The following is a 25,329-nucleotide window of genomic DNA, read 5'->3' as shown; positions in this document are numbered from 1 at the left end:
CAAATTAGAGGAGCCAGGGGGAAGGCCAGTCATGTCCAGAACAGATTACCCAAAAGAAATGGCCAAACCTCTGCTTCCGCTGCGTGAAGCGATGGAGCAGACAGGGGACCATACGGCTGTACAGGCTATAACGGATTTAATCAGCAAGGCGGAAATGAAACATCTGACGATTGCGTTCTGTGGTCATTTCTCTGCAGGCAAATCGAGTCTCATCAACAGTTTATGCGGTAAGCGGGTGCTGCCTTCAAGTCCCGTGCCAACAAGTGCAAATGTGGTATCCATACGTAATGGTAAGCCAAGAGCGCTTATTTATACTACTCCAAACGTAAGCGCTGACAATGGAGCAGGAACACTTGAAGTTTCTCCAGAGGAGTTGGAGGCGTATTGCAAAAATGGTGGAGCTTACAGCTCAATTGAGGTATGGGATGATATTCCTCTGCTGAAAGATGATGCTGTCCTGCTGGATACACCAGGTGTGGATTCAACAGATCGCGGACATAGTCTCGCGACCCATTCCGCGCTCCATCTGGCCGATGTGGTCTTCTATGTCATGGACTATAACCATGTTCAGTCCGAGACAAACCTTTCATTTGCCAAGAGTCTGTCAGATTGGGGCAAACCGTTGTTTTTGATCGTAAACCAGATCGACAAGCATCGGGAGCGTGAGCTCTCTTTTGACCAATATACCGAAGGTGTGGAAGCTATATTTGCGGCCTGGGAAGTCAGATATGACGGACTGTTGTTTACTTCCCTCCGTGACAAGCAGCATCGCTACAACCAGTGGGATATGCTTCCGCAACTCATTGGACACATGATGCAAGAGAAGGAAACGTTAATTACGCACAGTTTGGCAAGTTCGGCCCGTCATGTAACGGAGCAACACCTGACGAGAGAAGCGGAGAAACGTGAAGACGATGAAAATTCCCTGCTGGATGAGATTGGTGGCAAGGAAGGAATTGAACGCTTGGAACGAGAGCTGGAGCTTCTCGATCAACAAGCGGCAGACATTCGTACCGGACCTTCGCGAGTGCGTGAGAAATTCAGGGCAGAGCTGGAACCTCTTCTGGCAAATGCAAATCTTACACCTGCGGATATTCGTGCGTCGGCTGCTGCCTATTTGGAGAGCCGCAAACCGGGCTTCCGGGTGGGTTTGTTGTTCTCGGGTGGCAAAACCGAGCAGGAGAAACAACGCCGTGCTTCTGAGTTGGTAAGACTGTTACAGGATCAGGCTTCCGGACAAGTCGAGGTACATATTCGCACAATGCTTAGACAGCTGGGTGAATCCCATCAGGTATGGGGAACGGAGTGGGAGCAGGCGCTCAATAAAGAGCTGCCTGTTGTAGATGAAGCACTACTGGAGATGAAACGTAGTGCCAGTGCAGAGGTATCTCCAGAGTATGTGATTCAGTTCAGTAAAGATGTGCGGGGCGAGATTGAGGCCCGTTATCGCAGGTCGGCCATGATGCTGGCCGACCGCATGCTTGAAGCGCTGGGCGCGCGAGGCGAAGCCGCGCTCCAGACGCTGGACGCCAGCCGCGCAGCGCTGCTGGCGCAATCCGCAGCGGCGGCGCGCTACACGGCGCTCCAACGTAGCGCCGCCGCTGAGGCAGCAGGGCTGCGCAGCCTGCTGCCCCATGCGGGCCCCCTCCCCTCCGGGCTATTGCCGGAGGGGAAGGGCCCGCACGTGCCCGCGGTGCCTGGACCGGGCGAAGCACCCGGTCCGCATGCGGGCACGTCAACGTCTGTGGCTGCGCAGCCACAGACGCCAGAGGCACCGCCGCCGCAGCGCGCAGCCGCAGCGGCAGGGCCAACGGCGGCTGGCGCTGAACGCCGCCGACGCCTGGACGCAGCAGCGGCACGGCTCGAAGCCGCTGCTGCGCTGGTGGAGCCGTACCCCGCCATGGGGTCGGCGGTACGGGATCTGCGTGCACGCGCGGCTTCGCTTGCGGGCGGCACGTTCACACTGGCGCTGTTCGGAGCATTCAGCGCCGGCAAATCCTCCTTCGCCAATGCGTTGCTGGGCGAAGCCGTACTCCCCGTCTCGCCGCATCCAACAACAGCGGCGATTAACCGGATCATGGCACCTGCCGGGGGCGCGGAGCATGGAACAGCCCGGGTCCGCATGAAGACCCGGGATGCCTTCCAGGAAGACCTCGCCTATTCCTTCCGTCTGCTTGGACTGGGTGAGCCGGGAACCGAGTGGCAGAAGCGAGTACGTTCCCTCTCGCCACAGGATGTACATCCTGCAGGGCGCCCGCATTACAGCTTTTTGCAGGCGGCAGCAGCCGGTTGGGAAGAAACAGCGGACCAGTTAGGTCAGGATGTGCTGGTGGATCTGGACGGGTATCGTAACTTTGTTGCAAACGAGAAAAAGTCCTGTTTTGTAGACAGTATTGATCTGTACTACAGTTGCGATGTAACTGAACAAGGCATTGTATTGGTAGACACACCAGGAGCGGACTCCGTGAATGCTCGTCATACGGGTGTAACCTTCAATTATATGAAAAATGCGGATGCCCTCATTTTTGTAACGTATTACAACCATGCGTTCTCACAAGGAGATCGCCAGTTCCTGAATCAGTTGGGACGTGTCAAGGATAGTTCTGCCATGGATCAGATGTTCTTTGTTGTGAATGCCAGTGACCTGTCTTCCTCTGAAGAAGAACTGGAGCAGGTTCTCGATCATGTGAGCACCCAACTGCGCAGTAATGGAATTCGGGCACCACGACTCTTCCCGGTATCCAGCATAATGGCGATGGAAGGTAAGATGGCAGGTGATTCGAAGCTGCTTGAGCAATCCGGTTTTATTCGTTTTGAGGAAGAGTTTAACCAATTTGCAGGCAGAGAATTAGCCGATCTTGCCGTCGGTGGCGCTTCCGAAGAGATGGTACGTGTCATTCAGCGGTTGAAAAAACGCGCGGAGGATGCGGCACAGGGGGAGGAAGTATTGCAGCAGCGGCGGAATGAACTGGAGACCATTCTGGGACAGTCACGCCAGCGCATACAGCAACTTGCAGCACGATCCATGAAGGAAGAGTTGTCACAGGAAACAGCAGAGCTGCTCTTCCATGTGCGGCAGCGCCTTGCCTACCGCCTGGGCCTATTCATGGCAGAAGCCTTCCATCCATCCGTACTTCGGGAGGATCGGGGCAATCTGAAGACGGCTTTTGCAGCCTGTGGACGTGAACTGTTGCGTATGATTGCCATTGAACTGGAGCAGGAACTGCTCGCTACCACCCTCAGACTTGAACAGGCAGGTCAGACTTGGCTAATGAAGCAAGTTACGGATTGTATAGATGAGGTGAGACAGTTATCAGGGGGCGTGGATGTGTCACTGCCACTGAACGAAAGCTGGAGTACACCTGTGCTTGAAGAAGTTCGTCTGGAAGAACCGTCTGGATGGAAAAGCTATTTGAATCATTTCCGCAATCCAAAACAGTTCTTCGAAGGGGATGGGCGTCAGCGGTTACAGGAGGCACTTGATCCGGTCCTCAAACAAATGATTATTGAAGTTCTTCCTGCTGCACAAGACAAACTGATTCAGTTTTATGACAACCAGATCTGTCAATCATTGCAACACCAATCCCGACAGTTGGAAGAACGTCTGGATGAGGCGGTGAGCGGAATTCAAGATACGCTGGAGAGCGGAATTCCGGCCGAGCAATGGACCAGCTTGTCTGTACAATTGGAACAGATTGAACGTAGTTAAAATCAAGGCATAACGCGTATTCTCTGGAAGTCTTTGTAAAACAAAATGAATGACTCAGCAACACATTGAAAATGTTACGCAAACCAATCCAAAAAGGCCCCTGCCGAAAAGGCATACAGGGAGCCTTTTTTTGGTACGAACAACCTGAAATAAAGAGAATATTCAAACATTTGATTGAAAGGTGGGTATTTACCTTCGTTAATGCGTCAATAAGCTGAAAGCAGGCAGAATATGGTCTGTTATTCGCTTTGCCGCGAATGGGGTACGGTGATAAACTTCATAAATGTTCATAGTATTTTTGAACGACATAAGAGGAGGAGAAACATGGATGTTCTTAGGCAACTGCAAACCTTTTTTTGGGAAAAGCGAACGTATTTATTTGTATCAATCTTGTTCCTCGCCTTAGCGACCGCACTTGGGTTGGTGTATCCGTACATGCTGAGGATACTGATTGATGATGTTATTGTTCCGCGCACTTTTGAAGACGTTCCCATAATTGCCTTGACTGTGTTAGGTGTAGTGATTTTGAAAGCGGGAATGCAGTTTTTACATGGCTTTTTTGGTGGACGCTTGGGTAACTTTCTGGCGTACAGACTTCGTAACGCATGTTATGAAAAGCTTCAATTTTTATCCTTCCGTTATTATGATACGGCCAAGACAGGTGATCTGATGTCCCGCCTCACGGGAGATTTGGAAGCCATCCGTAACTTTATCGGATTTGGTTTCGCCCAGATTCTCAACATGGTTTTGATGGTCGTATTCGGCGCAATCATGATGATGACCATGAGTTGGCAGCTTACGCTGTTCACACTCATATGCATCCCATTACTTGCCTTCGTTGCGCTGAGATTCGAATCCAAAATTCACCCTGCGTTTCAGGAGATGCGGCTGGCGCTCAGTTCACTGACGACAGCAGTACAGGAGAATATCACTGGCGTACGTACGGTAAAATCCTTTGCACGTGAGCCTTATGAAGTGGAGAAATTCTCCACACGCAATGAACGTTACAAGACAAATCAGATTCATGCCGCAACATTGTGGAGTCGCTATTTTCCGATCATGGAGATTCTTGCTTCGGTGAGCATCGTGCTGTTGCTGGTGATTGGTGGAAGAATGGTTATACAGAAGACGCTGACACTCGGTGAACTCGTTGCCTTTTTCAGTTTGATCTGGTACATAATCGGTCCAATGTGGAATCTGGGGTTCCATATCAACAACTATACGCAATCCAAAGCTTCAGGTGAACGGGTGCTCGAACTGCTTAATACGCCAGTGGATGTGGAAGAAACGCAAGATCCGGTCATAGTCGAGGCAGACCAAGTGAACGGCCATGTGACATTTGATTCCGTCACCTTTGCCTACGGCAACAAAATGCCAGCGGTAACCGATATTAATTTTGATGCTGCACCCGGTTCTGTAATCGGTTTCCTCGGTGGGACAGGGTCAGGTAAATCAACCATCATTCAGCTTCTGATGCGTGCATATAACGTCAACTCGGGTACGATCAAGCTGGATGGCAAAAACATCAAAGATATAGGCATTCGCAGTTTGAGGAGTCAGATCGCTTCTGTTTTCCAGGAAACATTCCTGTTCTCATCCAGTATTCGCAATAATATTTCCTACGGACTTAAGAATGTCACCATGGATGAGATTATCCGTGCAGCCAAGCTGGCCAAGGCTCATGACTTCATTATGGAGTTCCCGGACGGATATGACACGGTGGTTGGTGAACGCGGCATGGGATTATCAGGTGGACAGAAACAGCGGATTGCGATCGCAAGGGCTTTGCTGAAAAATCCGAAAATCCTGGTACTTGATGATGCAACCAGCGCCGTGGACATGGAGACGGAACATGAGATTCAATCCGGTTTCCAGGAAGTAATGCGCGGCAGAACGACATTTATTATTGCACACCGGATTTCATCTCTGCGGCACGCAGACGAGATCCTGGTACTGGATGAAGGTCGCGTGGTACAACGCGGTAAACATACCGAACTCATTGAAGTGCCTGGACCATACCAGGATGTTTATAAAATTCAATATGCAGATTATATTGCCCGCGGTAAGCGGGAGGCTGGGGAGCAGGTGAATTCATGAGTGCCGAAACGATAGCCGACAGGCGCGAGGCCAAAAGTGCCTCTGAGAAGAAACTGAATGAACGATTTGTGTATCAGGATGATGAAATTATTGAAAAACCGTTTAACTGGAAAGAATTTGGACGTTTATTTGCCTACATGAAACCTTATGCGAAACAACTGTTGCCACTCGTTATTCTAATGATGATTCTGGGTACCATTACGAAATTATCCGTACCTTTTCTGATCAGTCTGGCGATTGACCGGGCCATCGCACCCGCAACAGGGTTGCCAAGCATGACGATGCTTTATCTTATTGCAGGCTCCATATTTTTGTTGTATCTCATTCAGTGGGCTGCCAACACGTACCGGATCAAACTGACCAACATTATCGGACAGCGTGTTATTTATGATCTTCGCTCGGATCTGTTCAAGCATATCCAGAAGCTGTCCTTTAACTTTTTTGACAAAAGACCAGCGGGTTCCGTACTGGTGCGTGTTACGAATGATATTAACTCCCTACAGGATCTTTTCACCAACGGTGCAGTTAACGTCATGATCGACTGTGTGCAACTGCTCGGGATCATTGTGATCTTGCTGTTGATTAACTGGAAACTGGGTCTCGCCGTAATCATTACGGTGCCAATCATGTTTATCATCTCAACCAAGCTGCGGGTGCTAATCCGTCGTGCCTGGCAGGATGTACGCATGAAGAACTCCCGGATTAACTCTCACTTGAATGAATCCATTCAGGGGATTCGCGTGACTCAGGCTTATACACAGGAAAAAGAGAACATGAAGTATTTTGACAACATGAATCTGTCCAGCAAAAAGTCATGGGATAAAGCGTCAGCGATGAACCAGGGCTTCGGACCACTGATCGAGATTACCGGCGGATTCGGTACATTAATCCTCTTCTGGTTTGGTGCCTATCTGATTCAGGATGGTCAGTTGACCGTGGGATTACTCGTTGCTTTTGCCAACTATGTCGGCAACTTCTGGGACCCGATCAACCGTCTGGGTCAGATGTACAATCAGCTATTGGTTGCCATGGCATCATCGGAGCGTATCTTCGAATTCATGGATGAAAAGCCAAGTATCGCAGATAAACCGGATGCCAAGCCACTTCCTTCTATTAAGGGAGATATCGCGTTCGAAAATGTGGTGTTCGAATACGAGAAGGGCAGACAGGCGCTCAAAGGTATCAGCTTCTCGGCGGCTGCAGGTCAATCGATTGCACTTGTTGGTCATACGGGCTCAGGTAAAAGTACGATCATCAATCTGATCAGTCGTTTCTATGATATATCCGGCGGACGTCTCACCATTGACGGACAGGACGTTAGGGATGTAACAGTAGAGAGTTTACGCAGCCAAATCAGCATTGTCTTGCAGGATACCTTCATCTTCTCGGGTACGATTCGTGACAATATTCGATTTGGACGACTGGATGCAACGAATGAAGAGGTGGAGGATGCGGCCAAAGCAGTCAATGCACATGAGTTCATCATGAAGCTGCCTGGTGGATATGATACCGAAGTAGAGGAACGCGGAAACGTATTATCCATGGGACAGCGACAATTGTTATCCTTTGCCCGTGCACTCCTTGCAGATCCGCGCATATTGATTCTGGATGAAGCTACAGCCAGTATCGATACGGAAACAGAGCTTAAAATCCAGGAAGCATTGAAGGTGCTGTTGCAGGGAAGAACGTCCTTTATGGTCGCTCACCGTCTCTCAACCATCCGGAATGCAGATAACATTATCGTCCTGGATCATGGTGAAATTAAAGAAGAAGGAAGCCATGAGCAGCTTATCGAAAAACAAGGCGTTTATAATGGATTAATAGAAGCTCAATACAGATTTTTATAATGAAACCTTTGGACGCCTTTGAAGCGTCTGAACACAGTTGAACTTATAACACTCTGGCGTTCTTTAGCCTGATCCTTCAATAATAAGTGCATCAATAAGTGCATCTTATTTATTGAAGCCAGGTTAGAGGATAGCCGGAGTGTTTTTTTTAATCGATAGTGTGGTATGTTATATTTTTGAAGAATGAAATCAATACAATCGTTCATGGCTGGAGGGGGATCAATGCAGATGGACAACGAAATACAAACAGAGCATTTTGATCACCTGGATCATATGAATTTCAGGCTCATTCACGTGAATCACACGAGTGGTTCTGCAACGGAGTGGCTTCTGAGGAAACACTTCATTGAAACATACATGTTATTATTTGTAGCCAGTGGCCAAGGTTGGTTAAAGATCGATGGGAGTTTCATCGAATTGAAGGCAGGGGGACTGTACATCGCTTTTCCAGGACAGCTGGTTGAGGCAAATGTGCATTCGTTGGATGAACGAGGTGTGTATCACATGAGTTTTGATGTCATATATGCATTGGAACAGGAGGGTGGAACAGCCCTTGAAATGATGAAACAACTGTTACGTAATGAAGTGAATGGCGAGGTCAGCTCATCTTCTCCTGTGGCTGTTGGTGTGATCTGTCAGATGATTTACCACCACACATTGAAGAAGGATGGTTTGCAAAGGTACTATGGTCAGATTCGTTTTCAGGAACTGTTGTATACCCTGTTTTACGACGTGGCCTGTGCAGAAAAGACCGATCTGGCTTCACCAATCGAACATGTCAAAGCCTACATGGAGCAGAATTATTCGAAGAGATTAACCATTGAGGAATTAGCAAATGTGGCACGAATGAGCCCGCGACACTTCATGCGTTTATTCAAGAAAAGGTATGGTTACAGTCCTGTTGACTATTTAACGCTATACCGAATTAAACAAGCCCAGATCTTAATGAGAAATGATCACAGCTATCGACTCAAGGATGTGGCATCGTACGTGGGTTATCAGGATGAGACGTATTTCCGGCGTAAATTCAAGCAAATCTCCGGCATTCCACCAGCAGCATTTATACGTAATAGCAAACAAAAAATTGCTGCAATTCATTCTGTGAGCATTGGTATACTGCTTGCATTGCAGATCATTCCCTGTGCAGCGCCAGCAAGTCATCCATGGACTTACTATTATAGACGTAAATATGAAACGGACAAAGTTATGCCACTTGCAGAGAGTGAGACCAGCTTGCTGGAACAGCTTCGACTAGTTAAGCCTGATTATATTATTACGATGGGGACGGAGTCTGAGGATTTGCAAAGACAGCTTCATTCCATTGCTCCTGTGTGTGTTCTCCCGTGGGAAACAGGGGATTGGAGAGAACATTTGAGAGTTGTTGCAAGCTTTTTGGACAGGTCTGATATTGCAGAGGTATGGCTTCAAAGATATGAAGAGAAAGCAACGATTATAAAGGACCAGCTTGAGTTTTTCATACGAAAAGACAGATTAGTTGTACTCAAAGTTTATGGTGAAGCGTTGCAGCTGTTAGGTCCAAGGAGCATTGCTTCTGTTTTTTACGTTGATATGCAAATGGAGGGTCCCGAAGGAGTTGAGACTTATTGGGAACGGGGCACAGTGAGCATTAGGGAGTTGTCTATTCTCAACGTTGAAAGAATATTACTGATTGTGGGTGAGGATGAGACATCCAGGCAAACATGGTCTGCTGTGCGTAAGTCTGAAGAATGGCTTGCGTTGTTAGCTGTACAGAGTGGCAGAGTGGATATCCTTTTGTCGAGCGTCCTGCTGGACTACACTGCGTTTACCCATGAGCTTATGTTGGATGAAATATTAAAGTTGTGGCAAGATCGTCCATAGCAAAAAGTCTGAATAGTCAATATCATGCCTGAACATATTTTATTATACTACTCCTATATCTTAGTGATAATGATAATTATTATTGATTAGACATTGTCATATATTAATGACCTATAGGGGGTACATACAGAATGAGATTCAGATGGTTAACCGTAATATGCACAATGATGTTGATGCTCGTTATTTCCGCTTGTGGTGCAGCTGGCAAAGAAGCGTCTACTAGCGAGGGGCAAGAAGCAGGCACCGCCAATTCGTCAACAACACAAGCAAGTCAGGTGAAAAAAGTGAACACGGAAATGGGAGAAGTTGAAATCCCGGTAAATCCACAAAAAATAGTTGGTCTGTCCGTTGTATATCCAGAATTTTTATATTCACTTGGCATCGTACCGATTGCTGTACAGAACTACCATGAAGATTATCCTTCTTACTTGCAAGAGCCATTCGCAAACACGATGAAAATGGGAATAGGAAGAACGCCTAACTTTGAAGCCCTCATGGAGGCCGATCCGGATTTAATTATCGCTCCTGACTGGTGGTCCAAAAAGGATTATGATCAGCTTACTCTGATTGCACCTACCGTACTTTTGCCACAGCGTGATGATTGGCGCGATGAACTGCGGGATATTGCCAAAATTCTGGACAAAGAAGAGCAGGCAGAACAAGTTATTCAGGATTTGGTAGCAAAAGAGAAGGTAGCTGCTGACAAATTGCACAATCTGATTGGTGAGGAGACTGTTCTTTACATTAGAGTGATGGAAAAAGAAATCGTACTTCATGGGGAGAACCTTGACCGAGGAAACTTCGTCCACAAACGGTTGGGAATGAAGCCACTTCCTAATTTCCCGAAAGATCAAACGGCCATGTCTGTTTCCTTGGAAGTATTGCCTGAATACGATGCAGATCATCTGATTGTTCAGTTGGATGATGAGACAAATCCGGAAATCAAAAAGAAATTTGAAGATATGTTATCGACATCGTTATGGAAAAACCTGAAAGCTGTTAAACAGGACCATGTTTACATGGTGGGTGGCAAAGAATGGTTTAATCTGGGAATGTCTCCGCTTGCCGATGAATATGTTATTGACGATATCGTGACTGCTTTTGAAGAAAAAAATAAATAAAGCAAACGAGTAATGTTACATGTATCTCGATTTCATAACTAAATTAACAGGGTGTGTTTAAAATGAATGAAGAAGATATCTATGATATAACCATCATCGGAGGCGGCCCTGCTGGCATGTATGCGGCTTTTTATGCAGGGATGCGTGATATGAAAGTAAAGATCATTGAAGGTAAAGACCAGCTTGGTGGCTTTCTGCACACCTATGCAGAAAAGACAATTTGGGATGTAGGCGGTCTGCCGCCTATGAAATGTTCGAAGTTGATCGAGTGGCTTGTTCAGCAGGCAAATACGTTTAATCCAACGGTTGTATTGAATTGTAAAGTGGAGAGGTTCACTCGAATGGATAACGGAATATGGAATATGTATACCACTGGAGGAGAGATACATTATACGCGTACGATCATTGTTGCAGTAGGTCGAGGTATCGCAGAAATTCAAAAATTGGAGCTTCAGGAGCCGATTGAATGTGAGTATGAAAATCTTCATTACACCGTGCAAAATCCAGAACATTTTGCAGGGAAGCGTGTGCTCATTTCAGGAGGAGGCAACAGTGCAGTAGATTGGGCAATTGAACTTGCTCAACTTGCTTGCAGCGTAGTTGTTATCCACCGGAATAATGAGTTCCGCGCGATGGAACGAAATGTCAGTGAGATGAACGATATAACGGATGTGAGAACACCATACAGCATCACGCTGCTTCATAATAATGACAAGCGAATCCAGCAGGTTGTGATCACACATATGAAAACTCAGGACAACGTGGTGTTAGAAGTGGATGAAGTCGTCATTAGTCATGGATATAAAAGCAATTTAAGTGATCTTGCCAGTTGTGGCTTAGAAATGGACGATGGAATGGTTCTAATGAGCCACCATGCACAGACGAGTCTGCCGGGGGTTTTTGCAGCAGGAGACTGTGCAACGCACGAAAGCAAGGTCAGACTCATTGCCGGAGCCTTTAATGATGCGATCGTGGCAGTTAATAGTGCGAAACAATATATGACGCCAGACGCACCAAAGATGGCTTATGTTTCTTCCCATAATGAAATCTTCCGAGAAAAAAATCGACAAATCCCAAGTCTTTAAACTTGGGATTTGTTTGCGTAGTTCGATTTGTTGGAGTATTAAAGTCTGCTCTTTTAACATTTCCTTAATTTTGGGAGGAATGGAAGGAGTATCGAATCTGTGAGCGGTAATTGTAAAATTTGATCGAAAAAACACAAAAAATCTTGTAAAATTCACAAGAAAAATAGGGAGCACTCTTGCAATCTTTAACCAAAACCCCGAAAATAGAGAGACAGATATATAGAAGATTTCTCTTTGGGAGGATTGGAAAGAACATGTGGGGTGCTCCTTTTACGGCTCAAGCCAAAAAAATGCTGCTACTAGGCAGTGGAGAATTGGGAAAAGAGGTCGTTATTGAGGCTGGGCGACTGGGAGTAGAGACGATCGCTGTTGATCGTTATGAGAACGCACCTGCAATGCAGGTCGCACACCGGTCTTACTGCATCGACATGCTGGATGCCGAAGCTTTAAAACAGTTGATCCGTAAAGAAAAACCTCATTACATCGTACCTGAGATTGAAGCTATTGCAACAGAAGCTTTACTGGAGCTTGAGGAAGAGGGATTTTGTGTCGTACCTACTGCACGAGCTGCACGTCTAACGATGGATCGCGAAGGCATACGTCGGCTTGCAGCCGAACAATTGAAACTTCCTACAGCTGATTACCTTTTTGCGGACAACCTGGAACAACTTCAGGAAGCCGTACGCGAGCTCGGCACACCATGTGTCATTAAACCATTGATGAGTTCTTCCGGCAAAGGGCAGAGTGTATGCCGTACACCGGGCGACGTGGAGGATTGTTGGAACATTGCTCTTTCGGGGGCTCGTGGCAAATCCGTTCGTGTCATCGTGGAGAGCTTTGTACAATTTGACAGTGAGATTACATTACTTACCGTCAGGTCTGTATCAGGCACCGTATTCTGTCCTCCGATTGGCCATATTCAGAAGGATGGGGATTATGTCGAATCGTGGCAGCCTCATGCAATGACTCCTGAGCAATGGGAGCAGGCTTGTCAGATTGCCCAATCCGTCACGGATGAACTTGGCGGTTATGGACTGTTTGGAGTGGAATTATTCCTGACTCCGGAGGGTGTTGTGTTCAGCGAGGTATCTCCTCGTCCACATGACACAGGAATGGTTACAATGGTGACGCAAGACAGTTCCGAGTTTGCGCTGCATGTACGTGCAATTCTTGGTTTTCCGGTTACAGGTGTACATCTGTTGACACCGGGAGCTTCAGCAACGCTGAAGGCTAATGATGAAACATCTGACTTTACTATAGGCGGGATTGAAGAAGCACTGGCTCTTCCTCGTACTCAGATTCGTGTATTTGGCAAACCTGAGACCAAGGTAGGACGCCGAATGGCTGTAGCGCTAAGTGCTGGCCAAGATGTGGAAGAAGCTCGTAAAACAGCGGTAAAAGCCGCTAATATGCTGAAAGTGGAGGTAAATCATGTCCAATAATGTTGAGGCCCCTGTACTGATGATCCGAGAGTGTGAACTGCGAGATGCTGAAGCGGTAACGGGACTGATGCGAGAGGTCAGCTATCCGACAACAACTAATGTCATGAAAGAACGCATTGAATGTTTGGAAACCAATCCAAACGCATGCATGCTTGTTGCCGAAGTGGATGAACAAATTATTGGTGTGATTGGCTTGCAATGTGTGCAAAGTCATGCCTATCCAGAACCTGCCGCACAAATTACTTCCCTGATTGTAGGTCAAGAACATCGTGGTGGTGGGATTGGCCGTCGTCTGATGGCTCGTGCCGAAGATTGGAGCAGACAGCAAGGTGGTAAACAACTGTTTGTCACGGGTGCTAATCGTGAAGTGACTTCAACAACGTACTCTTTTTATGAGCACATTGGTTTTCAGAAGAGAGGCTATCGATTCAGTAAAGTTCTTCTATAGTATAAAAAAGGTTTCTTCTATTGCATGGAAATTCTCATGATATCCTGATCTGCACATTCTGGTGTGGTGAATGATAAATAGATGGTGAAGCGACATTCGACTAGCATGTTTAGTCCGAATGTCTTTTTTTATGGCTAAAAATGACAAAAAAGTTACTTTTCCATATTTTATAGGTTCACAATCTCCTATTGAATTGATATACTGCTAGAGTATTGATTACAAAGTTGTAATAACTAATCTTAAGGAGATGAATGAATTTGAAAAAGAAATGGATGAAAACTGTCGTAACGAGTAGTCTGACAGCCGTACTGGCCGTAGGGGTAATGCTTCCTGCTTCCGCGTCTGCTGCAGATTCAACATATAAGACTGTCACCACTTATAAAATTACAAGTACAGACAGCCTGAAAGCATATCTTGAGAAATGGCTCAAACAAAATGGGTACACCGTATCCGAAGGTCAAATTGTAGAGAAGCCTGCTACACAGCCTGATCAAACAACGAAACCTGCTGAGCCGACCACAAAACCAACTCAACCAACAACAAAACCGGCTGAGCCTACAACTAAGCCTGAGCAACCGACTAAACCAGCACAACCAGTTCAAGAAGAAAAACCGGCAACTACACCAGCTAAAGATCCTTCAAACACGGGTAACACAGGTAACAATACAAGTAATAATGGTAGCGAAAGCACACAATCTGACTTTGCTACGCAAGTTGTAAAGCTTGTGAACGCTGAGCGTGCCAAAGCAGGTCTGAACGCTTTGACTTCAGATGCACTTCTGGACAAAGTAGCTGTTGCTAAAGTAAAAGATATGAGTAACAATAACTATTTTGATCACCAGTCACCTACGTATGGTTCTCCGTTTGATATGATGAAACAATTCGGAGTAACTTACAGCTATGCAGGTGAGAACATTGCCAAAGGACAAAAAACACCTCAGGAAGTTGTAACAGCCTGGATGAATAGTGCAGGACACCGTGCCAATATCCTGAGCAAAAACTTTACGCATATTGGTGTAGGGTACTACAACGGATACTGGGCTCAAGAGTTTATCGGTAAATAAGCATTTATAATGAAGAAAGTATGAATTTTTTTTCCACAAGGTTATGCCAGCACACAGTTCAAATCTGTGTATGGTATAACCTTTTTTCCGTAAAATGACATAAGGAAAATGAATTCTGCAAATATGGCGCCAAAATTTGCAAATTAACGACAGAACATTTATGTTATTTAGGAATAGCATCATCAGGGCGTGTCTGAAAACTCCGAAGGAAGCGGATTTTCAGACACGCCTTAATGTAAAGTCATTATAAATTTATTAAGCACCCGGACTGGTGTACATGAGCGGAGATGTGATGATGAAAAAGAAAAAAAGCCTTGATTCAGCACCATGGATCTGGAGAACCGTCAGTACAGTATCCATCTTGGCAACTTTGCTGTTGCTATTTGGATTTGGGTACGCCATAAAAGACGTGATTTTCCCCGAGGGAGATTCAGCGTTAACTACAGGCCAAGAGGCAACTGCTCCATCTAAGGATATAGAAGGAGAACCGGCTGTAGTGGAAGAGGGCAAGATTCGGATGGCCGTCATCGGCGATTCCCTGGCAAGAGGTACGGGGGATGATGAAGGACTCGGTTTTGTGAGACGTGCAGGGAACCTGCTTAAAGATAAAGGATACGACGTTCAGGTTCTTAACAATCTGGGTGTAAACGGTTTGAGAACAGATGCTTTATTGGAAAAACTGGATGAGCAAGGCGTACGTTACGTACTACAGCAGTCCAATTTTATTTTACTCTCGATTGGCGCGAATGATTTGTTCCAGGGAGGGCAGGTTCTACAGGGGGAAGATCCGCCAACAGCAGAGCAACTGGCAGCGGCTTTACCGGAAACGTCGAAACGCCTTCAAGAGATTTTGAAGAAAGTAAAAGAAATCAATCCCGATGCACAGATTACGTACATAGGGTTGTACAATCCATTTGGTGATGTGAAGGAATTGGAGAAGCCAGGTAATGCAGTTGTTGCTGCTTGGAACGATGCTGCACTGGCTATTTTGAACAATGAGGACAAGATGACACTTGTCCCTACATTCGATTTATTTGAAAATCATCTGGGGGAGTATCTCTCGTCAGATCATTTTCATCCAAACGGACAAGGTTATGAGCAAATTGCAGTGCGGATCGCACAGGAATTTCAGACAGATACACCGGCAGAAGGGAGCGGGAATTAAATGGCAGAGCAGCAGTATGATTCAGTCTTGTCTGTTCAGCATCTGAAGAAGCGGATCGGACGCAAGTGGATCATTAAGGACGTTACATTTGACGTAAAACCTGGTGAAATCTTTGGATTTCTTGGTCCCAACGGTGCCGGAAAAACAACAACGATACGGATGCTGGTGGATCTGATCAAACCGACAGAAGGAAAAATTAAAGTCTGTGGTTATGATGTGAATCGGGATCCTGAGCGTGCCTTGAAGTATGTAGGCTCCATTGTTGAGAATCCGGAGGTGTATACATATCTGACAGGGTGGGAGAACCTGGAACATTTTGCTCGTATGCAACCTGGTGTGGACAACGAGCGTATTCAGGAAGTTGTGGATATTGTGCGTCTGGATCAGCGCATTCACGATAAAGTCAGAACATACTCATTGGGTATGCGTCAACGGCTCGGTATTGCACAAGCTTTACTTGGGCGACCGCGTCTGCTCATTCTGGATGAACCAACGAATGGCCTTGATCCAAAAGGCATTAAGGAACTTCGCATCTTTATTAAACAACTTGCGAGTGAAGGCATGGCTGTATTTGTCAGCAGTCACTTGTTAAGTGAGATTCAACTTCTCTGTGACAGAGTAGCCATTATCAGTGCTGGGCGTGTGCTTGCCGTTGGAGGCGTAAGTGAACTGATTGAAGATCATTCCAAGTTGGCTATATGGCATGTTTCACCACTGGAGCAAGGCAAAAAGATGTTACTGGATGCAGGGATTGCTCTGGTAAGTCGACCTTCGGATGTGATGGATGATACCATTGTTGCGAGCCTTGGTCCCAATGCTGTGGTTGCCGAGATGCATGAAGATCGAATCCCTGATCTGGTGCAGCAGATGGTTCAAGCTGGTGTACAGGTTGAAGGGGTACAGCGGATTCAGCCTACGCTCGAACAACTATTCTTAAAAATGACAGAAGGTGAATCCATTGAATAATATCATGCCGCTGATTCGCAATGAAACGATTAAGATGGTGAAGAAAAAACGGCTTTATATTATATTTATTGTACTTGCGGTCCTCGTACCGATGTTTACGTATGCCCAGATGAAATCTGCGGAGAATAATCGCGACAAGTTTGGTGGCGATTGGCGGCTTGAACTGCAACAGGCCATCACAGACAATCAAAATTCGCTCGGTAGCGATCGGGTACCTGAGGAGTACAAGAAATATAGAACAGTATATATCCAGCAGATGCAGTATTATCTCGAAAATGACATCAATCCCAAAGAACCGGGTGGTGTTACCTTTACACGGGAGTTCATGAACAACGCAGTTGGATTGTTTATTCCACTGTTAATCATGGCTATTGCTTCAGATCTTGTTTCCGGTGAACGTACGACAGGTACGATTAAAATGCTTTTAACGCGTCCGGTTAGACGCTGGAAAGTGCTTCTGAGTAAATTAATTACGCTGATTATGTTTGTATCAATCATAGTGGTATCAGCCTACATTATATGTTATGTCATATCGGGTGCGGTCTTTGGTTATAAAGGTTTCAACATGCCAATCTTCACAGGATTCAAGGTTGTGGGAACAGATGTCGATATGTCTGCAGTGCATGCTGTAGACCAGTGGTTGTATATGCTTATGCAGGCAGGACTGATCTGGTTTGTGAGTGTAATTGTGGCTATGCTTGCATTTATGGTATCCGTGCTTGTTCGAAGTACAGCTGCAAGTATCGTGATCATGATGGCCGCTCTGATTGCAGGCACAATCTTGACCAGTATGGCAGCATCCTGGCAGACAGCGAAGTATCTGTTCATGGTTAACCTGGAACTTCCTGATTATTTGTCAGGCGGATTACCTCCAATCGAGGGTATGAATTTAGGTTTTTCCCTTATTGTGCTTAGTGTTTGGGGCATTGCTTCACTCATTGTGTCATTCCTTGTCTTTACGAAACGGGATATCTTGAATTAAAATGGACAAGGATAAGAAAACATCTGTTTGCATTTTAGGCATTTTTTTAGTTGCAAGTTAAGAAGGGGGAGCATGAATGGTCGAGCAAATCGATATGTCGGCAGGTTCGACAGGCGGAGGACAGGGGTCTTCAGGCTACGACGCGGACGACATTCAAGTACTTGAAGGGTTGGTAGCGGTACGGAAACGGCCGGGGATGTACATCGGCAGCACCAGCACTTCGGGTCTACATCATTTGGTATGGGAAATTGTCGACAACGCTGTCGACGAACATCTCGCCAAATTCTGCTCCAAAATCGATATCACGCTGCATAAGGACGGTTCTATTACGGTTCAGGATAACGGAAGGGGAATTCCGACAGGTATACATAAAACAGGGATTCCTACTCCCCAGGTCGTGTTTACGATTTTGCACGCAGGCGGAAAGTTCGGTGGATCAGGATACAAAAAATCAGGCGGTTTGCACGGTGTAGGTGCGTCAGTTACAAACGCATTGTCCGAGTGGCTTGAAGTCGAGATTTTCCGTGATGGCAAGATTCATCGTCAGCGATTCGAGTATTGGAAGGACAAAAAAGGGATGGAACATGTCGGTGAACCGGTCTCCGGTCTCGAAGTGTTGGGCAATACCAATCGGACAGGTACGAAAGTTACTTTCAAACCGGATATTCGGGTGTTCCAGAACGGCATTCAATTTAATTATGATACATTGGCAGAACGTCTTCAGGAGATTGCTTTTCTGAATTCAGGTCTGAGAATTGTGCTCAAGGACGAACGTTCGGGCAATCAGGATGAATACATGTATGAAGGCGGAGCAAGCCAGTTTGTTGCTTTTCTTAACGAAAATAAAGATGTGCTGCATGATGTTATTCACTTCTATGCGGAGAAGGATGACATTGAAGTCGAAGTGGCAATCCAGTATAACGCGGGTTATACGGAAACACTGGCTTCGTTTGTGAACTCGATCCCTACTCGGGGCGGCGGTACTCATGAGACCGGATTCAGGGCTGCATATACCCGTGTAATGAATGATTACGCACGGCGTACCAGCATGATTAAGGAAAAAGACAAAAACCTCGAAGGTAATGATCTGCGTGAAGGTATGATGGCTGTCATCAGTGTCAAAATGTCAGATGTTGAGTTCGTAGGTCAGACAAAGGATCAGCTCGGCAGCGCTTCTGCTCGAAGTGCAGTGGATTCGGTCGTGTCCGAAAATATTCAAAGGTTCCTGGAAGAAAACCCGCAGGTAGCGCAAACGTTAATTCGCAAAGCGGTTCAAGCCTCCAGAGCCAGAGAAGCAGCTCGCAAAGCACGTGATGATATGCGTACAGGCAAGAAACGCAGTGAAAGTTCCAACCTGAACGGCAAGCTGACGCCGGCGCAATCCAAGGATTTTACCCGAAATGAGTTGTTTATTGTCGAAGGTGATTCCGCAGGTGGTTCTGCCAAACAGGGACGCGACTCGAAGATTCAGGCTATTTTGCCCCTCAAGGGAAAACCGCTCAATCCGGAAAAATCGAAGCTGGCGGACATTCTCAAAAATGAAGAATACCGTGCCATTACAGCGGCGATCGGGGCGGGCATAGGAACCGAATTTGCAGTTGAAGACAGCAATTATTCCAAAATTATCATTATGACCGATGCAGATACGGACGGCGCACATATTCAGGTGCTGTTGTTGACCTTCTTTTATCGTTATATGAAGCCTTTGATTGATGCAGGCAAAGTGTATATTGCTCAGCCGCCATTGTACAAACTTACTCGTAAGTCTGGTAAGCTCGCGAGTGTTCGATATGCATGGACGGATGAAGAACTGGCGAATTATATGAAGGAATTCGGTAATAATGTTGAACTTCAACGTTATAAAGGTCTTGGTGAGATGAATCCGGATCAACTGTGGGAGACAACAATGAATCCGGAAACTCGTGCAATGCTGAAGGTACAGATTGTTGATGCAGCAAAAGCAGAACGTCGTGTATCTACGCTCATGGGTGATAAGGTTGATCCGCGGAAACGCTGGATTGTAGAGAACGTCGACTTTACAGAGTACGAAGAATAGAAGGTGCTTGGAATGAGTCCATCAGAACAATTTATGCCGGCCTTTCTCGAAGAGGTCGTAGGGGACCGTTTCGGTCGCTACTCCAAATATATTATTCAAGATCGAGCCATTCCCGACGTACGGGATGGGTTGAAGCCAGTACAACGGCGTATTCTGTACGCCATGTACGATTCAGGTAATACGCCTGACAAGACTTACCGCAAGTCTGCCAAAACCGTTGGGGACGTAATGGGTAATTATCATCCACATGGTGACTCCTCCATCTATGAGGGCATGGTGCGGATGGCTCAGCCATGGAAAATGGGCCATATGCTTGTGGATGGTCATGGTAACTGGGGATCACAGGATGATGACCCGGCAGCGGCGATGCGGTATACGGAGGCCCGTTTGTCGCCCATCGCGATGGAGATGCTTCGCGATATCGAGAAACGGACGGTGCTGTTTAAGGATAATTTTGATAATACGGCCAAAGAACCGGTTGTATTGCCATCCCGTTATCCGAACTTGCTGGTTAATGGTGTCAGCGGTATCTCCTCAGGGTTTGCAACGGAGATTCCTCCACACAATTTGCGTGAAGTCATTGATGCTTCCATCGCTGTAATGGAGAAACCGTCGATTGAGCTGGACGAGATCATGATGTTCATGAAAGGTCCTGACTTTCCAACCGGCGGACTGATTATGGGTGGTGACGGCATTCTGGATGCCTATCGCACAGGTAAGGGACGGATCTATATCCGGTCCAAAACCGATATTGAAAACATGCGTGGTGGCAAGCAGCAGATCGTCATTACCGAAATTCCTTATCAAGTTGTGAAGTCTCGACTGGTTACAGCGATGGAGAACATTCGACTTGAGAAGAAGGTTGAAGGTATTGCCGAAGTGCGTGATGAGAGCGGACGTGAAGGACTACGGATCGTGGTTGAGCTGAAAAAAGAAGCGGACGCACAAGGTATTTTGGCTTATTTGCTGAAGAAAACCGACCTTCAGGTCACTTACAACTTCAATATGGTTGCGATTGTGAATAAAGCACCACAGCAAATGGGATTGAAATCAATCCTGGAGGCTTACATTGCCCACCAGCGGGAAGTTGTAACATTCCGTACCCGGTTTGAGCTGGAGAAAGCGGAAGACCGTGCACATGTGCTGGAGGGCTTGGTTAAAGCTCTGAACATCCTTGACGAGGTCATTGCAGCGATCAAAGCGTCAAAGAACCGGCAGGATGCTCAAAATAACCTGATGTGGATGTTTGGGTTCACGGAACGTCAAGCGGATTCCATCCTTACTTTGCAATTGTACCGTTTGACAAATCTGGAGATTAATTCTCTGGAGAAGGAACTCGGTGAACTGATGAAAAAGATTGCGCAATTACGATCCATTCTGGATAGTGACCGCAAGCTTATCGGAGTCATCCGCAAGGAATTGATGGAGATTCGTGAGAAATACGGTATAGACCGTCGTTCTGCGATTCAGGGTGAAGTGGAAGAACTTAAGGTTAATCTCGAAGTACTTGTGAACGCGGAAGATGTATTTGTTACGTTATCCAAGGAAGGATACGTGAAACGTACAGGCATGCAGTCCTTTACACGTTCTGGTGGTGAACGGAGCGGAAGTGGTGTAAAAGACGGCGATTATATTGCGCAGGTTCTGGAAGTCAATACGCTGGAGAATCTGCTTGTCTTTACGAGGAAAGGTCAGTACTTCCTGTTACCTGTTCATCAGGTACCTGAATTCAAGTGGAAAGATCCAGGCACAGCCATTGTGAATGTCATTCCCCTTGCGAAAGACGACCGCATTGCAAGTGTGCTTGCTGTGAAATCCTTTGAAGAGCCAAATCACAGTCTGGTCTTCGTCACGCGAAGAGGGCAGGTGAAACGAACGGAACTGAAGGATTACGTTACCAAACGTTCCGGTGCAGTTGCGGCTTGTAAAGTGGGCAAGGACGATGAAGTGTTATCTGTGCATCTGAGTACTGGTAACCAAGATATTATGTTGATTACAAAAGAAGCCATGGCAATTCGTTTCCGTGAGGATGAGGTCAATCCTATGGGACGTGTATCCGGTGGTGTTCGTGGTATTCAGTTGAGAGATACCGATGAAGTTGTATCCGCCCTATGGGTTGAAGGAGATGAAGGTGAAGTTGCCGTGTTGTCCGATTTGGGATATGGTAAACGTTCATTACTCCTGGATTACGCTGTGCAGAGTCGTGGAGGCAAGGGGCTTGCCACATTCGAGTTCAAGGAAGGCAAACGCGTGAAACCGAATGGCAGCCGTATTGTTGGAGCGTTTTATTGCAAAGAGCAACGTAAGATCACTGTAATGACCAAGGAAGGCCAAGTGTATCCGATCTCTTCGGAAGGTGTTCCGATTACGGAGCGCAAACATATTGGCAAACTGCTTGTTCCTGTGGATAAACAGGACGAGATCGTTGAACTTCTGAGGGACTTCAATGAGAATCAACCATCATCATCTTCATAAAAACAAGCAAACAAGACTTTTCGCAGCGCAGCTAATCCTGTCATGCGAAGAGTCTTTTTTTGTTGTTCGAAGGCGGATTAGAAGATCACATTCATGCGAAGTTTAACAACCTTCGTCGATTACGGTCGATCGCTAGGAAATTGAAAAAAGGCAGCAGGAATGCGGCTTTGGAGGGCGAAAACTTAAGCAGGTGAAGTGATAACCGGTTGCAGAGAGGAGCGATGCAAGATGTATAATTCCGATTTTGCCAAGTGCTGGTCCAGACTAACCAAAGATTATAAACTGCATATGGATCAAGAGCTGGCACCCTCATTAACGGAGGCTCAGCTGGCTGTACTGGAGGTGCTTGAGGATCATCAGAAGATGAAACCTTCGGATCTGATTCCTTATCTGGCGACTACGCCAGCTGCCGTAACCATGCTACTCGATCGGATGGAGAAGAATGATCTGATTCACAGGAATCGGGATAATCAGGATCGACGCATTGTGTGGATATCTCTTTCAGAGAAAGGAAGAATGGAGACTGAGCGGGGGATCACCATCCGTAATGAATTCATGAACTCTGTTCTCAGTAACATTTCGATGCACAACCAACAATTGCTGGTATATCTGTTAGGCAAAATGACAACACCCAAAACCAAAGAGCCTGCATTATCCACTTCGGTATAATACAATGCTGATTCTTCTGAATAACCATAGGCGTACCTGCTCGTTTCATGCAGGAGCCCTATGGTTATTTTAATTACAAATTACATATGATACACACTGTGTCCAGCCAATTTGATTAAAGGCGTGAATCTAACACAGTTAGTATGTCCTAATATTATTTTTGTAAATTCATATGTAAAGAGTTGACTATGTAAATATTTTTGTTATAATAAATAATTGTTCCCCTGATATTTCGTGTACGAAATATTATATTCCAAAAGTAAAAGGGTGAATCAATGACTGATACGTATGAAGTATTCTATATTATTAATTCGTTCCGCCAAGTGAATCAAATGCTTTTTCGAGCATTTTGGAATGAAAACAAGGAGATCGAGCTGACTTCGATCCAGTTTATGGTGTTATCCATTCTGAGGGAGCGTCCTTCCATCGGCATCAACGAAGTGGCTGAACTATGCCATATGGGTAGTAGTTCCATGAGTGCAGTTGTGGAGCGACTGGTCAAAGGCGAGTATATTATTCGGACACGTTCGGATGCAGACCGCCGATCCGTTAAGCTGCAGATTACGGATAAAGGGGAACAGGTCCAACAGGAAACACACCAATTGTGGATGGAAAGAGTGTCACCCATTCTGGATATATCGAAGGAAGACCTTGAACACCTACTTAGAATTCATAGTCAGATGATTGAAAAGTTACAAGGAAGAGAGATGAACAACATATGAGTACGACTACTGCTGCAGCTCCATCCTCCGCGATGGACAACATCAAGAAAGGCCCGATTGTAGCTGCATTGTTAATTGGTGCCTTTGTAGCATTCCTGAACCAAACCCTGATGAATGTAGCGCTTCCTAAAATCATGGAAGACCTCGCGATTAATGCAAACAAAGCCCAATGGTTAACTACCGGTTACATGCTCGTGAACGGTGTGCTGATTCCGGTTACGGCATATCTGATTGCCAAATTCTCAACGCGTCAAATTTTCATTACAGCCATGACTCTCTTTACCATAGGTACATTAGTCTGTGGTCTTAGTCCAACCTTCACCATTCTGATGGTAGGTCGTGTTATTCAAGCGGCAGGTGCAGGGATCCTGATGCCTCTGATGACCGTTGTATTTCTGACCATCTTCCCGATTGAGAAACGTGGTCAAGCCATGGGAACCATGGGGATCGCGATGATTCTGGCTCCTGCGATTGGGCCTACACTTTCAGGTTATGTGGTTGAGCATTATTCCTGGAGATTGTTGTTCTACATCATCTTGCCATTTTCTATTATTGCAACGGCAATCGGTATTGCTTTTGTCAAAAACGTAACACGTCAATCCAGACCTAAACTGGATTATCCAGGCGTTATTTTATCTACACTTGGTTTTGGTAGTTTGCTCTACGGATTCAGTGATGCGGGTACCGATGGATGGGGCAGTGCAATTGTCATTGGATGCCTCGTGGTCGGTGCGATATCCCTGATTCTGTTCGTTATTCGTCAACTGACCACAGATCATCCGCTCCTTGAGTTCCGTATTTTCAAGTACAACATGTATACATTAACCACAATTATCAATATGCTCGTGACAATGGCGATGTTTGCAGGTATGATTCTGCTTCCTATTTTCCTGCAAAATATTCGTGGTTTCTCACCGATTGAATCAGGACTGCTGATGATGCCCGGTGCGATATTGATGGGGATTATGTCCCCAATTACAGGTCGCATATTTGATAAGGTGGGCGCACGCTGGCTTTCGGTTGCAGGTCTTGCCATTACGGCAATTACAACTTGGGGACTGAGTCGCCTGGCAATTGATACTACTTATGGTTACATGATGTTTATTTACACGGCTCGTATGTTCGGTATGTCGATGCTGATGATGCCGATCCAGACAGCAGGTCTGAATCAACTGCCTCAACGTCTGAACGCGCATGGTACTGCGATGTCCAATACATTGCGTACAGTTGCCGGTGCGATCGGTACAGCCATTCTCGTTACCATCATGAGTAGCAAGCTCAAAACACATCTGGCGGATGCAGTGGCTGCTGGCCAAGTTGACCCTAATAATAAGACAGCGATGTTAGCTGCTACAGCAGATGCAACGATTTATGGTGTTAACTATGCATTCATCGTGGCTACCGGAATGACCGTGGTTGCTTTAATTATGGCGTTCTTTATTCGTAAAACAAAACCAGCTGTTGAACCTGTTACGGTAGAACAGGAAAAAGTGACGGCAACAGCATAACGGATATCAGATAAATACCAAAAAAGAGAACTCTAGCAGTTGAAAAGGGGTAACCCTAACTGCCTGAGTTCTCTTTTTTTGGTGTTTGCGATATGAGGAGTAGGAGATGGCGT

Annotated in this window: 17 protein-coding genes; all 17 read left to right on the top strand. The window is 46.1% G+C overall.

Annotated elements, in window-relative coordinates; genetic code table 11:
- Positions 1–31 precede the first annotated feature (31 nt).
- The 17 genes from ABTV53_RS17300 to ABTV53_RS17220 all read left to right on the top strand — a co-directional run bounded on the left by ABTV53_RS17300 (position 32) and on the right by ABTV53_RS17220 (position 25,216).
- Positions 32–3,709: a dynamin family protein gene (locus ABTV53_RS17300; protein ID WP_433744657.1), complete on the top strand. Its 3,678-nt coding sequence runs from the start codon at positions 32–34 to the stop codon at positions 3,707–3,709.
- A 324-nt stretch (positions 3,710–4,033) separates the two neighbouring features.
- On the top strand, positions 4,034–5,806 hold the full coding sequence (locus ABTV53_RS17295) for an ABC transporter ATP-binding protein (RefSeq protein ID WP_433744654.1): 1,773 nt from the start codon (positions 4,034–4,036) through the stop codon (positions 5,804–5,806).
- Entirely contained in the window at positions 5,803–7,653 is a 1,851-nt protein-coding gene (locus ABTV53_RS17290; RefSeq protein WP_433744651.1) for an ABC transporter ATP-binding protein, read from the top strand. The genes ABTV53_RS17295 and ABTV53_RS17290 overlap by 4 nt, the downstream gene beginning before the upstream one ends.
- Before the next feature lie 228 nt (positions 7,654–7,881).
- Entirely contained in the window at positions 7,882–9,513 is a 1,632-nt protein-coding gene (locus ABTV53_RS17285) for an AraC family transcriptional regulator (RefSeq protein ID WP_433744649.1), read from the top strand.
- 131 nt (positions 9,514–9,644) lie between these two features.
- Positions 9,645–10,634, top strand: coding sequence for an ABC transporter substrate-binding protein (locus tag ABTV53_RS17280; RefSeq protein ID WP_433744646.1), 990 nt, complete (start codon positions 9,645–9,647; stop codon positions 10,632–10,634).
- A 62-nt stretch (positions 10,635–10,696) separates the two neighbouring features.
- Positions 10,697–11,719 carry an NAD(P)/FAD-dependent oxidoreductase gene (locus ABTV53_RS17275; RefSeq protein ID WP_433744644.1) on the top strand — a complete coding sequence of 341 codons (1,023 nt, stop codon included), beginning with the start codon at positions 10,697–10,699 and terminating at the stop codon, positions 11,717–11,719.
- A 254-nt stretch (positions 11,720–11,973) separates the two neighbouring features.
- Positions 11,974–13,161 (top strand): formate-dependent phosphoribosylglycinamide formyltransferase, encoded by a 1,188-nt coding sequence (gene purT / locus ABTV53_RS17270; protein ID WP_433744641.1) that lies wholly within the window; start codon positions 11,974–11,976, stop codon positions 13,159–13,161.
- The gene (locus ABTV53_RS17265; protein ID WP_433744638.1) at positions 13,151–13,609 is read left to right on the top strand and encodes a GNAT family N-acetyltransferase; all 459 of its coding nucleotides are present in this window, start codon (positions 13,151–13,153) and stop codon (positions 13,607–13,609) included. Before purT ends, ABTV53_RS17265 begins: the two co-directional genes overlap by 11 nt.
- Before the next feature lie 257 nt (positions 13,610–13,866).
- Positions 13,867–14,673 (top strand): CAP domain-containing protein, encoded by an 807-nt coding sequence (locus tag ABTV53_RS17260; RefSeq protein WP_433744635.1) that lies wholly within the window; start codon positions 13,867–13,869, stop codon positions 14,671–14,673.
- A 295-nt stretch (positions 14,674–14,968) separates the two neighbouring features.
- On the top strand, positions 14,969–15,838 hold the full coding sequence (locus ABTV53_RS17255; protein ID WP_433754252.1) for a GDSL-type esterase/lipase family protein: 870 nt from the start codon (positions 14,969–14,971) through the stop codon (positions 15,836–15,838).
- Complete coding sequence (locus ABTV53_RS17250) at positions 15,839–16,804, top strand: ABC transporter ATP-binding protein (RefSeq protein WP_433744632.1); 966 nt, start codon at positions 15,839–15,841, stop codon at positions 16,802–16,804.
- Complete coding sequence (locus tag ABTV53_RS17245) at positions 16,797–17,786, top strand: ABC transporter permease (RefSeq protein ID WP_433744629.1); 990 nt, start codon at positions 16,797–16,799, stop codon at positions 17,784–17,786. The genes ABTV53_RS17250 and ABTV53_RS17245 overlap by 8 nt, the downstream gene beginning before the upstream one ends.
- A gap of 76 nt (positions 17,787–17,862) precedes the next feature.
- Complete coding sequence (gene parE / locus ABTV53_RS17240) at positions 17,863–19,842, top strand: DNA topoisomerase IV subunit B (protein WP_433744626.1); 1,980 nt, start codon at positions 17,863–17,865, stop codon at positions 19,840–19,842.
- 12 nt (positions 19,843–19,854) lie between these two features.
- A complete protein-coding gene (gyrA, locus tag ABTV53_RS17235; protein WP_433744623.1) occupies positions 19,855–22,317 on the top strand; it encodes a DNA gyrase subunit A in 2,463 nt (820 codons plus the stop codon).
- A gap of 228 nt (positions 22,318–22,545) precedes the next feature.
- Entirely contained in the window at positions 22,546–22,986 is a 441-nt protein-coding gene (locus ABTV53_RS17230) for a MarR family winged helix-turn-helix transcriptional regulator (protein WP_421891008.1), read from the top strand.
- Between the two features lie 275 nt (positions 22,987–23,261).
- Positions 23,262–23,708, top strand: coding sequence for a MarR family winged helix-turn-helix transcriptional regulator (locus ABTV53_RS17225; protein WP_433744620.1), 447 nt, complete (start codon positions 23,262–23,264; stop codon positions 23,706–23,708).
- Positions 23,705–25,216 (top strand): DHA2 family efflux MFS transporter permease subunit, encoded by a 1,512-nt coding sequence (locus tag ABTV53_RS17220; protein ID WP_421891003.1) that lies wholly within the window; start codon positions 23,705–23,707, stop codon positions 25,214–25,216. Before ABTV53_RS17225 ends, ABTV53_RS17220 begins: the two co-directional genes overlap by 4 nt.
- Positions 25,217–25,329 lie beyond the last annotated feature (113 nt).

This window comes from Paenibacillus amylolyticus, assembly GCF_050990605.1.
In the GTDB taxonomy this organism is placed as follows: Bacteria; Bacillota; Bacilli; order Paenibacillales; family Paenibacillaceae; genus Paenibacillus; species Paenibacillus amylolyticus_H.
The sequence above is the reverse complement of the archived record's forward strand: the minus strand, read 5'-3'. Positions and strand labels throughout refer to the sequence as shown.